This is a genomic window from Tsukamurella tyrosinosolvens (assembly GCF_900104775.1).
In the GTDB taxonomy this organism is placed as follows: Bacteria; Actinomycetota; Actinomycetes; order Mycobacteriales; family Mycobacteriaceae; genus Tsukamurella; species Tsukamurella tyrosinosolvens.
On sequence record NZ_FNSA01000003.1, the window covers coordinates 4,333,819 to 4,347,890 of the forward strand.

Consider the following 14,072-nt stretch of genomic DNA (forward strand, 5'->3'; position numbering starts at 1 on the left):
CACACGGTGGGAAATCTCTCGGTGTCCGCCCCCATCCGGCGGCGGCGCGGCTCCGAATGACGGGTATGAACGATGCGAACAAGCGCTTCGCGGTGATCGGCAGCGGGGTCGGGGGGCTTGTAGCCGCGCACGAGCTGAGCCGGACGGCGCGGGTCACGCTCTACGAGCGGGACACCCGCCTGGGCGGCCACGCGCACACCCACACCGTCGATCTCGGGCTCGACGCGCCCGTCCGGGTGGACTCGGCGTTCCTCGTGCACAACGACCGCACCTACCCCGTGCTCTGCGGCCTCTTCGAGGAGCTCGGGGTCGCGACGCGCGACGCGGAGATGAGCATGTCGATCCGCGACGACGTGCGCGGCGTCGAATTCGCCGGCGGCAAGGGGATCCGCGGCCTCCTGCCCACGAGGCGGCATCTCACCGACGCCGGTCACGTGCGGCTCCTCGCCGAGGTGCCGCGCTTCCACCGCCGCGCCCGGCGGCACCTGCGCGACAGCGGGCCGGACGTGCCGCTCGGCGAGTTCGTCCGCCGCGAGGGCTTCAGCGACCGCCTGGTGGAGGGCTTCCTCCGGCCGCTCGTCGCGGCGGTGTGGTCGTGCCCTCCGGACGGCGTCGACGCGTACCCGGCCCGCTACCTGTTCCGGTTCCTGGCGAATCACGGCATGCTCTCGGTCGGGCACTCCTTGCAGTGGCGCACCGTCATCGGCGGGTCCGCGCGGTACGTCGAGAAGATCGCGGCGGGCGTCGCGGACGTGCGCGCCGGGACCGGTGTCCGCAGCCTGGCGCGGACCGGCCGGGGCGTGCGCGTCGTCGGCGACAGCGGGGCCGCGGAGGAGTTCGACGGTGCCGTGGTCGCGGTCCACCCGCACCAGGCCCTCGCCCTCCTCGACGCACCGACGGCGCTCGAGCGCGAGCTGTTGGGCGCGATCGACTACACGCCGAATCCCGCTCTGCTGCACACCGACACCTCGCTCCTCCCGCGCACGGCGAACGCCCGCGGATCGTGGAACTACCTCGCCACGGGCGACGGCGGGCGGGTCTGCGTCACCTACGACGTCACCCGGCTCATGGGGCTGCCGCGCGGAGGCGAGACCGCGCTGGTGACGCTCGGCGGCGAGGGTCTCGTCGACCCCGCGCGGGTGCTCGCCGAGCTTCCCTACGAGCACCCGGCGTTCACCACCGAGTCGGTCACGGCGTCGCGGCGGCTGGACGAGATCTCCGGCCCGGGCCTGGCTTTCGCGGGCGCCTACCACGGGTGGGGTTTCCACGAGGACGGCGCGGCGTCGGGGCTCCGTGCCGCCCGCCGCGTCACCGGGGGCGCGCCGTGACCGGTACTCCCGCGATGTACGACACCGAGATCGGGCATCTGCGGCGCTCCCCCGTCGAGCACGGCTTCCGGTATCGGAGCGCGAGCTGGTTCATCGATGTCGACACCCCGCCGACGGTGCCGGTGTGGCTGCGGCCGCTCGTCTCGTTCCGGGTGTCCGACCACCTGTCGCCGGTCGCCGACGGTGCCGACACCCTCCGGGGGCGGGTCGAGGAGACGCTCCGCGCGCACGGCGCGCAGGTGCCCGGCGGGACGATCACGGCGCTCCTCAACGCGCGCTGCCTGGGCTACGTCTTCGATCCGCTGACCGTCTTCTGGTGTCACGACGCCGAGGGAGCGGTGCGGGCGATCGTCGCCGAGGTGCACAACACCTACGGCGGACGGCACGCGTACGTCCTGGGCCCGTCGGCGCAGTCCGGCGCGTCGGTCGCCAAGGCCTTCTACGTCTCCCCGTTCAACGCCGTGGACGGTGTCTACCGGCTCCGGATGCCCGAACCGGACGGGGAGCTGTCCATCGACGTGGTCCTCGAGCGGCCCGGTCGCGCACCGTTCACCGCCGAATGGCGCGGCGCCCGAAGGGTTCCGACGCCGGCCCGGATCCTCCTGGCGCAGCTGCGCGCTCCACTGGTCCCACTCGTCGCCGCCGCCCGGATCCGGTGGCACGGCATCCGACTGTGGGCCTCCGGCCTCCCCCTCGTCCCCCGCCCCGGCTCCACCGACCAGAAAGCGCACTCGTGACCGTCGACCTCGCACCCCGCAGCTCCCACGCCGACGACCTCCGCGTCCCCGTGCCGACCGGGGTCCGCGCCCGCGTCCTGGGCCGCGCGGCCCGCGCCCTGCTCGCGCGCGCCGCCGCGCGCTCCGGCGTCGCCGTCACGAGGGCGGGCGATCCCGTGCCCGCGGAACCGAACATCGTCCTCCACGCCCCGGACGCCGTGCACCGCAGGATCGGGACCTCCCGGCTCATCGGTTTCGGCGAGGCCTACGTGGCCGGCGAGTGGGACTCCCCGGACCTGGTCGCGGCGCTCACCGCCCTCGCGGAGCGGATGCCCGAGCTGGTGCCGCAGTGGCTGCAGTCGCTGCGGAGCCTCGCCGCGACCGCCCGGCCCCGCACCGAGATCGGCACGCCCGATCACGTACGGGACAACGTCTCCCACCACTACGACCTCTCCAACGACCTGTTCGCGACGTTCCTCGACGAGACCCTGACCTACTCGAGCGCGCTGTTCTCCCCGGCGGAGATCCCGGACGGCGAACCCGGCGTGACGCACGCCGGCCCCGCGACGGACGCTCGGTGGTCCGCGCTGGCGGAGGCGCAGCACGCCAAGATCGATCGCCTCCTCGACGCCGCGGGCGTCGGGCCCGGCACCCGGCTGCTCGAGATCGGGACCGGGTGGGGCGAGCTGTGCCTGCGCGCGGCGGCGCGCGGCGCCGTGGTGCGTTCCGTGACGCTGTCGACGGAGCAGCGCGACCTGGCGCTGGACCGGATCGCGGCGGCCGGGGTGGCGGATCGCGTGCAGGTGGATCTGCTCGACTACCGCCGTATCGACGGGGTGTACGACGCGGTCGTCTCCGTCGAGATGATCGAGGCCGTCGGCGCCGCCCATTGGAACGAGTACTTCGGGACGCTGGCGAGGCTCGTCGCGCCGCACGGGCGGATCGCGGTGCAGGCGATCACGATGCCGCACGACCGGATGCTCGCCACGCTGCGCACCTACACGTGGATCCAGAAGTACGTCTTCCCCGGAGGGATGCTGCCCTCCACCGAGGCCGTTTCCGACGCCGCCCGGACGGCGGGCCTCGCCGTGGTGACCCGGCACCGGTTCGGGGAGCACTACGCGGAGACGTTGCGCCTGTGGCGCGAACGCTTCCTCACGGATCCGGAGAGCCTGCCCCCACCCGCGGATTCCGCGGCGTTCCGCCGGCTCTGGGAGTTCTACCTCGCCTACAGCGAGGCGGGCTTCCGCTCGGGCTACCTGGACGTGCAACAGATCGTGTTCGCGCCGGAGGCCACCTGATGAGCACCTTCGTCCCCCGTCCCCACCGAGGAGAGAACCGATGATCCGCACCGCCCGCTCCACCGCCCTCGCCCTCACCGCCGCCGTCGCCGTCACGGGTGCCGTCGCGGCCCCCGCCGTCGCGGCACCGCTCGGCCCGGTCGCGAAGGTCGACGTGGCCCGGTACGTCGGCACGTGGCACCAGCTCGCGGCGATCCCCGCACCGTTCAGCGCGCAGTGCGCCCGCGACACCACGGCGACCTATCGGATCGTCGACGCGACGAACGTCTCGGTCCACAACACGTGCACCACGTGGACTGGTTCGACCTCGTCGATCCGGGGCAACGCCCGGGTCACCGATCCCCGCACCACCGCGCAGTTGCACGTCTCGTTCCCCGGCGTCCCCACCCAGGAGGCCCTCGACGGACCGCCCAACTACGTGGTCGCGGCCCTGGCGCCGGACTACTCCTGGGCGTTCGTCGGCGACCCGGCGCGGCGCAGCGCCTTCGTCCTGTCCCGGACCTCCGCCGTGCCCGCCGCCCGGTGGGCGCAGGTGCGCGCCACCGCGGAGCGGCTCGGCTACAACGCCTGCACCATCCTGAGCACGCCGACCACCGGGGGGCTCGAACGGATCGCGCCGCTGTGTGCGCTCCCCTGACTCTGCACCGGCCCGCGGACGGGGCCGCTATCGGGCCCGGAGCACCGGCTACCGGTAACGTACCGCGGGACGAAGGAGGCACGCGGATGACACGTGCGCGGACCGAGGCCGACGACCTGCTCGAGCGCACCGCCGCCGGCGACGTAGGGGCCTTTCGCGAGCTCTACGAACGCACCGGGCGCCTCGTCTTCGGCACGGCGCTGCGGGTGATCGGGGACCGCGGCTACGGCGAGGAGATCACCCAGGAGGTGTACCTCGAGGCGTGGCGCAAGGCCGCCGAGTTCGACGCCGCCCGCGGCTCCGCCGAGGCCTGGCTCGTGACCATCGCGCACCGCCGCTCCGTCGACCGGGTCCGGGCCGAACGCTCGCGCGGCGACCGCGAGAACAGCTTCGCCCACGCGAGTTACCAGCGCCCCCACGACGTCGTGGCCGAGACGACCGAGCAGCGCGAGGATTCCGGTGCCGTCGTCGACTGCCTCGACACGCTGAGCGACCCGCAACGCGACGCCCTCACCATGGCCTACTACGGCGGTCACACCTACCGCGAGGTCTCGGAGCGGCTGGACGCCCCGCTCGCCACCGTGAAGAGCCGCATCCGTGACGGCCTTGTGCGCCTGCGCCGGTGCCTGGAGCCACTCGGAGTGCTGTCATGACCGACGCACCGAGCGACGCGGGGAACGGGGACGCGCTCCTCGACGACGCGGAGGTCTACGCGCTGCACGCCCTCGACGCCGACGAACGGGCCGGCGTGGAGGCTGCGCGGGACGCGGCGGCCGCCGAGGTCCGGGAGGAGTTCGACGCCCGGGTCGGCGCGGTGCGCGAGACCATGGCCGCCCAGGCCGCACAGCACGGCGTCGAGCCGCCTGCAGAGGTCTTCGACCGGGTCCTGGCGCACGTCGTCGAGAATCCCGGCGTGACGCCGATCCGGCGCCGACGGCCGTCGCGCAGCGCGCTGCGCGCGGTCGCCGCGGCGGCCGTCGTCATCGTCGCCGTCGCGGCGGGCGTCGTCCTCGGCCGGTCCGTCCTCGGACAGGACGGGCGCGCACCGTCGGAGACCGAGATCGTGCTCGCCGCGCCCGACGCCCGGACCACGCAGGCCCGCGTCGGCGACGCGACCATCTCGTTCATCTACTCGCGGGAGCGCAACGCGGGCGTCGTCCTCATGAACGACGTTCCGCCGCCGCAGGACGGCACGGTCTACCAGATGTGGCTGATGGATCCGGGCGGCGGTGCCCGCTCGCGCGGCACGATGACGCAGGCCGACGTACGGCCGACGACGACGGCCGCGGTCACGTCGATCGACGGTGCGGAGACCTTCGGCATCTCGATCGAGCGCCCCGGCGGGGCGACCACCCCGTCGGACCGGATCGTGACGACCCTGCCGATCGCGCCGCGCTGACCGGCGCCGGTCGCGCGACCGCGGTGGTCGCGCGACCGGGTCAGTCGCGCCAGGGGTCCGTCTGCCGCCACGGCGTCGGGAGGTGGAGGGGCACCCCGTCCTCGCGCGCGAGCCGGCCCAGGACCGCCATCGACACGTCGAGGTCGTCGCCGGCGTAGGGCAGGGCGCGCAGGCCGCGCTCCAGCGGCCGGAAGAAGTCGTCCCAGTGGGTCAGGACCACCCGACGGGCGCCGACCGCCCGCACCGTCTCGGACCAGTACTGCTCGATGTACCCGACGGATTGCAGGCCCAGCTGCCCGATGCCGAGGTACACGACGTCGGCACTGCGGCCCGCCAGCGCCCCGGGCACGAAACCCGCGCTCCCGACGACCAGCGCCGTCCGCTCCGTGGTCCGGTGCCGCACGAGCATCGACCAGGCCTCCCCGCACCGGTAGGCCGACGCACGGACCGGCGGAACCACCGGGGCGGTGATCGGGCCCGGGTAGCGGTCGGGCGGGCAGTGATCGCCTTCGATCAGCGTCACCTCGAAGCCGCCGAGATCGACCGGGGCGGTGTCGCGCACGACGCGCACCTGCGCGCCGGGCAGGCCGTGCCCCAGGTGCGCGACGGACCCACCGCCCACCAGCAGCGCGCCCGTCCGCTCGGCGATGACCGCGGAATCCAAGGCGTGATCGAAGTGCGTGTGCACCGGCACCACCGCGTCGAGCCTGGTCACACCCAGCCGGTCGAGCCCCGCCTCGATGCGCGGGACGGACGGCGCCAGGCGCCCCAGGCCCACCCGTGCCAGCGACGGCCGGCTGAAGAAGCCGTCGGTCAGCACCGCGGAGTCGCCGTCGGCGATCAGCAGCGTCGTGACGCCGGCCCAGGTCACCGTGACGGGCGCCGTGGGCGGGGCGGCGGATTCGTCGACGAAGGCCTGATACGCCGCGAGATTCGGCCGGCCGGCTTTGATCCTCATCGGCCCATGATGGCACCGCGCCGGCTCAGGTGACCCGGCCCAGGCCGACGTATCCGTAGTCGCAGCGGAGCTGCGCCTCGGTGAGGGGGTACTCGGGGCGCCACCGGCCGTACCGCACCAGCCCGGGCTCGAGGATCTCGGTGCCGTCGAGCCACGACAGGATCTCGGCGCGGGGCCGCATGTGCAGCGGCGTGGAGGTCTGTTCGTAGCGGCGGCGCACCCAGTGCAGCTCGGCGGCGATCTCGGGGTGCGCGGAGTCGTCGGAGAGGTGCGAGAGCGCGATCATGCTGCCCGGCACGACGGTCCGCCGATAACGGCGAAGCAGGCCGCCGGGGTCGTCCTCGTCGCCGAGGAAGACGAAGGTGCCGACGGCGAGGAGCCCGACGGGCCGGTCGAAGTCGATGAGCCCGCGGGTCACCGGGTGCGTGAGCACCGCGTCGGCGTCGCGAATGTCGAGTTTGAGCACCCCCGCGTGCGGATCGTCGCCGATGAGCTGGCGCCCGAGCTCGTACGCGATCGGCTCGCGGTGGACGAAGACGGTCCGCGCCGCGGGATTGACCAGGCGCGCCAGCTCGTGGACGGTGCCCCCGGCCGTGATCCCCGACCCGAGATCGAGGAACTGCTCGACTCCCGCATTGGCCATCGTCTGCACCGCACGGCGCGCGAAGGTCCGGGTGAGCCGCGCACCGAGCGCCCAGTGCGGCGCCTCCCGCGCGATCTCCTCGCCCGCGTCCCGGTCGACCGGCAGGTAGCTGGTGCCGCCGAGGAAGTAGTCGTACAGCCGCGAGCCGTTCGGCCGGTCCATGTCCAGCGGGATCGTCGACGGTGCGCCGGTCGGTTCGGGATTCGTCATCGCAACGTCGAATCTAATCGAAGAGCGCGCCCCGCGTAGAGTGCTGGGTCGAACCGCGAGCGAGGAGGGTCATGCCGGGATCGTCACCGCTGGGTTTCCTCGCGCGGGGTGAATCCGTCGTCGCCCTGCTCGTGGACGAGTTCCTCATGTCGATCGCGGACGACGTGTATCTCCCGCTGCCGGCCGCCGTGGTCCGGGCGGACCTGCTGACGGCCTTCCAGTCGGTGATCGCCGCGCTCGGCGCCGACGACTTCGACCCGGCGGTGGGCCGCGACGTCGGGCGGCTGCTCGTCTCGCTGCAGATCACCGTGCCCGCGGGCGCGGCGGCGGGTGGCCGCGCCATCGCGACCCTCCCGGACGCGCTGGTCCGCGAACCGTCCGCGGAGGTCCGGCGCCGGACGTCCCTGATCCTGGCGGAGTACACCGCCGGCTACGCCGAGGCCCTCACCCGCCGGATCATCGACGGGCAGGCCGTGGTGCACCGGGCGGCGCAGCTGGCCCGGCGGTCCGCCGAGGAGCGCGAGCGCCAGGCGCAGGCACGGCTGCGGGTGATGTTCGAGCACGCCCGCTCCCCCGTCTTCGTGGCCGACGAGCGCGGCCGCATCCTCGAGGCGAGCTCGGCGATGACCGTGATGATGGAGGCCAATCCGACGCTCCTCGGGGCGTCGGGCGACGACGTGCGGCCGTTGCTCGCCGAGGATCCCGCCGACGTGGAGCGGGTCCTGCGCGAGCTGGCCGAGGCCGACGACGAGAGCGTGACGCGGTTCCTCGAGCACCGTCGGCTGCACTTCCTGGGCGACTCCAGCGTCGGCCGCTGGGCGCTGAGCCGGGTGCCCGCGGAGGGCGACCGGCCGGCGCTGCTCGTGGGCGTCGGGCACGACGTCACCGAGTTGCGGGCCACCCATGCGCAGTTGAGTCACCTCGCCCATCACGACGCGCTGACGGGCCTGCCGAACCGGCGGCGGCTGCGCGAGGACCTCACGGACGCGCCCGCCGGCAGGGTCGGCTTCTGCCTCGTCGACCTCGACGGCTTCAAGGCGATCAACGACCGGCTCGGGCACGCGGTGGGCGACCGGCTGCTCGGCGCGATCGCGACGCGGATCGGCACCGCGCTCACCGGCGTCGGCACCCTGTACCGCGTGGGCGGCGACGAGTTCGCGGTCCTCGTCTCGCCGCCCTTCCGGCCCGGCGACGCGGCGCAGCTCGTGCACCGCGCGCTGTCGACACCGGTCGAGCTGCCCACGTCCGACGGCGCCGAGGCGCACGTGGTGCGGGTCGGCGCGAGCGTCGGCACGACCACGACCGCGGAGGCCGGCACCTCGGTGGAGGCGCTCATCGTCGCGGCGGACGCGGGGCTCTACCGCTCCAAGGGGGCGAGGCGGGCCTGACGGCGCGCGTGCACGGTGCCCACGACCCACAGCAGCGCAACGATCGCCGCGGTCGAGAGCACCTGGTCCCGGACCCCGTCGTTCGCGATCGCCAGGGCCACGATGCCCAGCAGCACCGCGAGGACGGCCCACGACAGGTAGGGGTAGCCCCACATCCGGAGCGGTAGCGGCGTCCCGTCGCGGTCCGCGCGGCGGCGCAGCACGATCTGCGAGGCGATGGTCGCGAGCCAGGTGACGATGAGCGTCGACCCGACGACGGCGAGCAATCGGTCCAGCACCTCGGAGCCCCAGACGTACGTCGCGGGCACGGCGAGGAAGCCGATGACGGAGCTGGCGAGCACCGCGAGGACCGGGACGCCCGAGCCGTTGGCGCGGCCCGCGACCGCGGGCGCCATGCCGCGCTCGGCGAGCGAGTAGAGCATCCGCGAGCTGCCGTACAGGTTGGCGTTGAGCGAGCTGAGCAGCGCGACCACGATCACCACGCCGAGGGTCGTGCCGACCGCGGGCAGCCCGGCGGCGCGCAGCACGGCGACGAAGGGCTCCTTCGCGACGGCCGGGTCATCCCAGGGCAGGGCCAGCAGGATCACCGCGACGCTGCCGACGTAGAAGACCAGGATCCGCCACACGGTCGCGCGGATCGCCCGCCCGACGGTGCGCTCGGGGTCCTGCGTCTCGGCGGCGGCGACCGCGACGATCTCGATGCCGCCGAACGCGAACGCCACTACCAGTAGGGCGGCCACGACGCCGCTGATCCCGTGGGGCGCGAAGTCGGTGAGGTTGCCGAGGCCCGGCGACGGCGCCGACGTCCAGCCGAGCAGGTAGCCCACGCCGATGATCAGGAAGAGCGCCACGAAGACGACCTTGATCAGGGAGAACCAGAACTCGAACTCGCCGAAGCCGCGGACCCCGGCCAGGTTCAGCGCGGTCAGCGCGACCATGAACACCAGCGCCCACACCCAGACGGGCGGTCCGCCGGGCAGCAGCCCGTTCAGGATCGCCGCCGCGGCCACGGCCTCCGCGGCCACCACCAGGCACAGCTGCACCCACCACAGCCAGCCGACGGCGAAGCCGGCACCGGGGCCCAGCGCCCGGCCGGCGTAGTAGGAGAAGGCGCCGGGATTCGGGTCGGCGGCGACCATCTCGCCGAGCATCCGCATCACGGCGATGACGACGAGCCCCGCGACGGCATAGGCGATGAGCACCGCCGGGCCGGCCAGGGCGATCCCCTTACCGGCGCCGACGAACAGCCCGGCGCCGATCGCGGAGCCGAGACTCATCATGATCAGGTGCCGGGCGCGGAGCCCTGCGTGCAGGCCGGGATCGGACGCCGCGGCCGCTCCGGTGCTCTCGCCCGACGGTGCCGCCATCAGGCGAACAGCGCGGGCAGCGTGCCCTCGTGCGCGGCGCGCAGGTCGGCCAGCGTCACGCTGAACCGGCCCTGAACCTCGACGGAGTCGCTGCCCTGGTCGACCACGCCGATGCGGACGGCCGGGAGCTCGCGGGCGGCGCACATGGCCGCGAAGCGGGTCTCCTCGGTCCGCGGAACGGCGACGAGCACGCGGCCCGTCGACTCGCTGAACAGCTGCACGAAGGCGTCCGAGCCCTCGGGGAGCAGCAGGCGGCAGCCCGTCTCGCCCGCGAGCGCGGCCTCGACGACGGCCTGCCACAGGCCGCCCTCGGACAGGTCGTGCGCGGCGGAGACGAGGCCGTCGCGCGACGCGGCGGTGAGCACGTCGGCGAGCAGCTTCTCGCGCGGCAGGTCCACGCGGGGCGGCACGCCGCCGAGGTGGTCGTGCTCGACCTGCGCCCAGATGGAGCCGTCGAACTCGTCGTGCGTGTCGCCGAGCAGGTACAGCGTCTCGCCGGGCTCGGTGCCGAGGCCCGTCGGGATGCGGCGGCGGACGTCGTCGATGACGCCGAGCACGCCGATCACCGGGGTGGGCAGGATCGCGGTCGAGCCGGTCTGGTTGTAGAAGCTGACGTTGCCGCCGGTCACGGGGATGCCGAGCGCGACGCAGCCGTCGGCGATGCCGTGCACGGCCTGCTGGAACTGCCACATCACGCCCGGGTCCTCCGGCGAGCCGAAGTTCAGGCAGTCGGTGACGGCCTTCGGGGTCGCGCCGGTGACGGCGACGTTGCGGTAGGCCTCGGCGAGCGCGAGCTGCCCGCCGACGTACGGGTCGAGGTAGGTGTAGCGGCCCGAGGCGTCGGTGGAGAGCGCGATGCCGCGCTGCGTGGTCTCGTCGATGCGGATGACGCCGCCGTCGGCGTGCTCGGCGAGCACCGTGTTGCCGCGGACGTAGCGGTCGTACTGCTCGGTGATGAACTTGCGCGAGCACAGCGCCGGCGAGGCGAGCAGCTTCAGCGCGGTGGCACGCAGCTCGTCGTCGGACGCGGGGCGCCGCAGGCCCGCCGTGGTGTCGGCGATGAGCGCGTCCATGAAGGCCGGCCGCTCGACGGGACGCTGGTACACGGGGCCGTCGTGCGCGATCGTGCGGGCGGGGGCGTCGACGACGGTCTCGCCCTGCCAGCTGATCACCAGGTGCTCGCCGTCGGTGACCTCGCCGATGACGGTGGCGAGCACGTCCCAGCGGGCGCAGACGGCCATGAAGGCGTCGACGTTCTCCGGCGTCACGACGGCGCACATGCGCTCCTGCGACTCGGAGGACAGGATCTCCGCGGCGCTCATGCCCTGGGCGCGGCAGGCCACCTGGTCGAGGTCGACGTACATGCCGCCGTCGCCGGCAGCGGCCAGCTCGGAGGTCGCGCACGAGAGGCCGGCGCCGCCGAGGTCCTGGATGCCGACGACGAGCTTCTCGCGGTACAGGTCGAGGCAGCACTCGATGAGCACCTTCTCCATGAACGGGTCGCCCACCTGCACCGACGGCAGCTTCTTGGGCTTCTCGTCCTCGTCGAAGCTCTCGGACGCGAGCACGGAGACGCCGCCGATGCCGTCGAGGCCGGTGCGGGCGCCGAACAGGATGATCTTGTTGCCCTTGCCGGAGGCGAAGGCCAGGTGCAGGTCCTCGGTGCGCAGCACGCCCGCGCACAGCGCGTTGACCAGCGGGTTGCCGGCGTAGGAGGCGTCGAAGACGGTCTCACCGCCCACGTTCGGCAGGCCGAGGGAGTTGCCGTAGCCGCCGACGCCGCGCACGACCCCGTCGAGCACGCGCCGGGTGTCGGGCGCGTCGGCCGGGCCGAAGCGCAGCTGGTCCATCACGGCGATCGGGCGCGCGCCCATGGCCATGATGTCGCGGACGATGCCGCCCACGCCGGTGGCCGCGCCCTGGTACGGCTCGACGTACGACGGGTGGTTGTGGGACTCGACCTTGAAGGTCACGGCCCAGCCGTCGCCGATGTCCACGACGCCCGCGTTCTCGCCGATGCCCGCGAGCATCGTCGACCGCATCTCGTCGGTGGTGGTCTCGCCGAAGTAGCGCAGGTGCACCTTGGAGCTCTTGTAGGAGCAGTGCTCCGACCACATCACCGAGTACATGGCGAGCTCGGCGTCGGTGGGGCGGCGGCCCAGGATCTCGCGGATCCGCTGGTATTCGTCGTCCTTGAGTCCGAGCTCGCGGTACGGCTGGTCGACATCGGGCGTGGAGGCGGCGTGGGTCACCGTGTCTACGTGCACCAGCCCAGTTTAGACGGGTGATTCACGGCCGGAGTTTCAGCCAGCGGTCCAGCACCACCAGCGCCTGTTCCGCGGGCTCCCCGTCGTCCGGGCGCAGCACCAGCTCGGGCCGCTCCGGCTCCTCGTAGGGCGCGCTGATGCCGGTGAACTCGGGGATCTCACCGGCCCTCGCCTTGGCGTACATCCCCTTGGGATCGCGCTGTTCGCACAGCTCGACGGGGGTGTCGACGAAGACCTCGACGAACGGCAGGCCCGCCTCCTCGTGCTGGGCCCGGATCCGGTCGCGGTCCTCGCGGTACGGACTGATCAGCGACGCGATCGCCACCGTGCCCGCGTCCGCGAGCAGTTGCGCGACGGCCCCCACGCGGCGCACGTTCTCGGCGCGGTCGGCGGCCGAGAAACCGAGGTCGGCGTTGAGCCCGTGCCGCAGGTTGTCGCCGTCGAGCCGGTAGGCGGGCACGCCCCGCGCGACCAGCAGGCGCTCGAGCTCGCACGCCACCGTCGACTTGCCCGACGCGGAGAGCCCCGTCAGCCAGACGGTGCCGCCGCGCGTCGCGCGGTCCTCGCGGCGCACGGCCGCGCCGTGCCAGACGACGGCACTGGATTTCAACGTGGGGCCGGTGATCATCCCGGCGGCGACGGTCTCGTTGGTCTGCGGGTGCACCAGCACGAAGCTGCCGAGGGTGCGGCCCCGCCGGTACGGGTCGAAGAGGACGGGGCGGCGCGCGGTGAGCTGCACGCGGCCGATGTCGTTGAGCCCGAGCTCGGTGGCGTCCTGGTCGCGGTGCAGGGTGCTGGTGTCCAGCCGGTAGTCGAGCGCCTCCACCCGCACGGGCTCGGAACTGTGGGCGTGCAGCATCCGGTACTCGGCGCCGACGGTGAGCTTCGCGGTGTCGGAGAACCAGCAGACGGTGGTGTCCAGGTCGGTCGCGGACTGCGGCCGGTTGGCGGGCCGGCAGAGCACGTCGCCGCGGCCCACGTCGAGGTGGTCGGCGAGCCGTACGCACGCGGCCTCCCCCGCCTCCAGCCGGTCGGCCTTCGCCCCGCCGGGCCGGTACAGCTCGGCCACCGTCGTGGTGAAGCCCGACGGGAGCGCGACCACCTCGTCGCCGACCGCGAACGCCCCGGACGCGACGGTGCCGGCCACGCCGCGGAAGTCGCTGTCGCGGGGGCGGATCACGTACTGCACGGGCAGGCGCGCGTCGATGAGGTTGCGGTCGCTCACCACGTGCACGTTCTCCAGGTGGTAGAGCAGCGACGGCCCGTCGTACCAGGGCGTATTGTCCGACCGCTCGGTGACGTTGTCGCCCAACAGGGCCGAGACCGGGATGGCCTCCACGTCGTGCACCTCGAGCTTGGCCGCGAACTCGGCGAACTCGGCGCGGATGGCGTCGAAGCGGGCGCGGTCGAAGCCCACCAGGTCCATCTTGTTGATGCACAGCACGACGTGTTCGACGCCGAGGAGCGAGGTGAGGAAGGCGTGGCGGCGGGACTGCCGGGTGAGGCCGTGCCGGGCGTCGACGAGGATCAGCGCCACGTCGGCGGTCGACGCCCCGGTGACCATGTTGCGGGTGTACTGCTCGTGGCCGGGGGTGTCGGCGAGGATGAACTTCCTTGTAGCGGTGGCGAAGTAGCGGTGGGCCACGTCGATCGTGATGCCCTGCTCGCGCTCGGCCCGCAGGCCGTCGGTGAGCAGCGCGAGGTCGACTCCCTCCTCGCCCCGGGCGGCGGTGGTCGCGGCGACGGCGCTGAGCTGGTCCTCCAGCACGGCCTTGGATTCGTAGAGCAGCCGCCCGATGAGCGTGGACTTGCCGTCGTCCACGCTGCCGGCGGTCGCGATGCGCAGGATCTCCATCAG

12 protein-coding genes are annotated in these 14,072 nt (G+C 73.4%); 7 read left to right on the forward strand and 5 right to left on the reverse strand.

Features of this window, described 5'->3' with window-relative positions; translation table 11 throughout:
* The first annotated feature begins 65 nt into the window (after window positions 1-65).
* The 6 genes from BLW32_RS23580 (at window position 66) to BLW32_RS23605 (ending at window position 5,381) form a co-directional block, all read left to right on the forward strand.
* A complete protein-coding gene (locus BLW32_RS23580) occupies window positions 66-1,328 on the forward strand; it encodes an NAD(P)/FAD-dependent oxidoreductase (protein ID WP_068741480.1) in 1,263 nt (420 codons plus the stop codon).
* Between the two features lie 14 nt (window positions 1,329-1,342).
* The gene (locus tag BLW32_RS27930; protein WP_068741479.1) at window positions 1,343-2,065 is read left to right on the forward strand and encodes a DUF1365 domain-containing protein; all 723 of its coding nucleotides are present in this window, start codon (window positions 1,343-1,345) and stop codon (window positions 2,063-2,065) included.
* Window positions 2,062-3,345: a class I SAM-dependent methyltransferase gene (locus BLW32_RS23590; RefSeq protein WP_068741478.1), complete on the forward strand. Its 1,284-nt coding sequence runs from the start codon at window positions 2,062-2,064 to the stop codon at window positions 3,343-3,345. Before BLW32_RS27930 ends, BLW32_RS23590 begins: the two co-directional genes overlap by 4 nt.
* 40 nt (window positions 3,346-3,385) lie before the next feature.
* Window positions 3,386-3,982: a lipocalin family protein gene (locus BLW32_RS23595; protein ID WP_068741477.1), complete on the forward strand. Its 597-nt coding sequence runs from the start codon at window positions 3,386-3,388 to the stop codon at window positions 3,980-3,982.
* Between the two features lie 86 nt (window positions 3,983-4,068).
* The gene (sigK, locus tag BLW32_RS23600) at window positions 4,069-4,635 is read left to right on the forward strand and encodes an ECF RNA polymerase sigma factor SigK (RefSeq protein ID WP_068522779.1); all 567 of its coding nucleotides are present in this window, start codon (window positions 4,069-4,071) and stop codon (window positions 4,633-4,635) included.
* Window positions 4,632-5,381, forward strand: coding sequence for an anti-sigma factor (locus BLW32_RS23605; protein WP_068522780.1), 750 nt, complete (start codon window positions 4,632-4,634; stop codon window positions 5,379-5,381). The genes sigK and BLW32_RS23605 overlap by 4 nt, the downstream gene beginning before the upstream one ends.
* Window positions 5,382-5,421: 40 nt before the next feature.
* Here BLW32_RS23605 and BLW32_RS23610 read toward each other — a convergent pair whose 3' ends face one another.
* Entirely contained in the window at window positions 5,422-6,339 is a 918-nt protein-coding gene (locus tag BLW32_RS23610) for an MBL fold metallo-hydrolase (RefSeq protein WP_068741476.1), read from the reverse strand.
* A 25-nt stretch (window positions 6,340-6,364) separates the two neighbouring features.
* Window positions 6,365-7,192: an SAM-dependent methyltransferase gene (locus BLW32_RS23615; RefSeq protein WP_068522782.1), complete on the reverse strand. Its 828-nt coding sequence runs from the start codon at window positions 7,190-7,192 to the stop codon at window positions 6,365-6,367.
* A gap of 71 nt (window positions 7,193-7,263) precedes the next feature.
* On the opposite strand from BLW32_RS23615, the gene BLW32_RS23620 reads away from it, so the two are divergent.
* A complete protein-coding gene (locus BLW32_RS23620; protein WP_068741475.1) occupies window positions 7,264-8,580 on the forward strand; it encodes a sensor domain-containing diguanylate cyclase in 1,317 nt (438 codons plus the stop codon).
* Here BLW32_RS23620 and BLW32_RS23625 read toward each other — a convergent pair.
* From BLW32_RS23625 to cysC, 3 genes are read right to left on the reverse strand one after another with little or no spacing between them, the layout of a single operon-like run.
* A complete protein-coding gene (locus BLW32_RS23625) occupies window positions 8,550-9,947 on the reverse strand; it encodes an amino acid permease (RefSeq protein ID WP_068741474.1) in 1,398 nt (465 codons plus the stop codon). The two genes, BLW32_RS23620 and BLW32_RS23625, sit on opposite strands and share 31 nt — an antisense overlap.
* Window positions 9,947-12,214: a phosphoribosylformylglycinamidine synthase subunit PurL gene (gene purL / locus BLW32_RS23630; protein ID WP_175546305.1), complete on the reverse strand. Its 2,268-nt coding sequence runs from the start codon at window positions 12,212-12,214 to the stop codon at window positions 9,947-9,949. The genes BLW32_RS23625 and purL overlap by 1 nt, the downstream gene beginning before the upstream one ends.
* 22 nt (window positions 12,215-12,236) lie before the next feature.
* The gene (cysC, locus tag BLW32_RS23635; protein ID WP_068522786.1) at window positions 12,237-14,069 is read right to left on the reverse strand and encodes an adenylyl-sulfate kinase; all 1,833 of its coding nucleotides are present in this window, start codon (window positions 14,067-14,069) and stop codon (window positions 12,237-12,239) included.
* Between the last annotated feature and the right edge of the window lie 3 nt (window positions 14,070-14,072).

Bases quoted from the DNA above. Each gene is read 5' to 3' on its own strand.
- BLW32_RS23605 (WP_068522780.1), top strand. From the start codon at position 4,632: ATGACCGACGCACCGAGCGACGCGGGGAACGGGGACGCGCTCCTCGAC.
- BLW32_RS23580 (WP_068741480.1), top strand. From the start codon at position 66: ATGAACGATGCGAACAAGCGCTTCGCGGTGATCGGCAGCGGGGTCGGG.
- BLW32_RS23595 (WP_068741477.1), top strand. From the start codon at position 3,386: ATGATCCGCACCGCCCGCTCCACCGCCCTCGCCCTCACCGCCGCCGTC.
- sigK (WP_068522779.1), top strand. From the start codon at position 4,069: ATGACACGTGCGCGGACCGAGGCCGACGACCTGCTCGAGCGCACCGCC.
- BLW32_RS27930 (WP_068741479.1), top strand. From the start codon at position 1,343: ATGTACGACACCGAGATCGGGCATCTGCGGCGCTCCCCCGTCGAGCAC.
- BLW32_RS23615 (WP_068522782.1), bottom strand. From the start codon at position 7,192: ATGACGAATCCCGAACCGACCGGCGCACCGTCGACGATCCCGCTGGAC.
- BLW32_RS23625 (WP_068741474.1), bottom strand. From the start codon at position 9,947: ATGGCGGCACCGTCGGGCGAGAGCACCGGAGCGGCCGCGGCGTCCGAT.
- cysC (WP_068522786.1), bottom strand. From the start codon at position 14,069: ATGGAGATCCTGCGCATCGCGACCGCCGGCAGCGTGGACGACGGCAAG.
- BLW32_RS23610 (WP_068741476.1), bottom strand. From the start codon at position 6,339: ATGAGGATCAAAGCCGGCCGGCCGAATCTCGCGGCGTATCAGGCCTTC.
- BLW32_RS23620 (WP_068741475.1), top strand. From the start codon at position 7,264: ATGCCGGGATCGTCACCGCTGGGTTTCCTCGCGCGGGGTGAATCCGTC.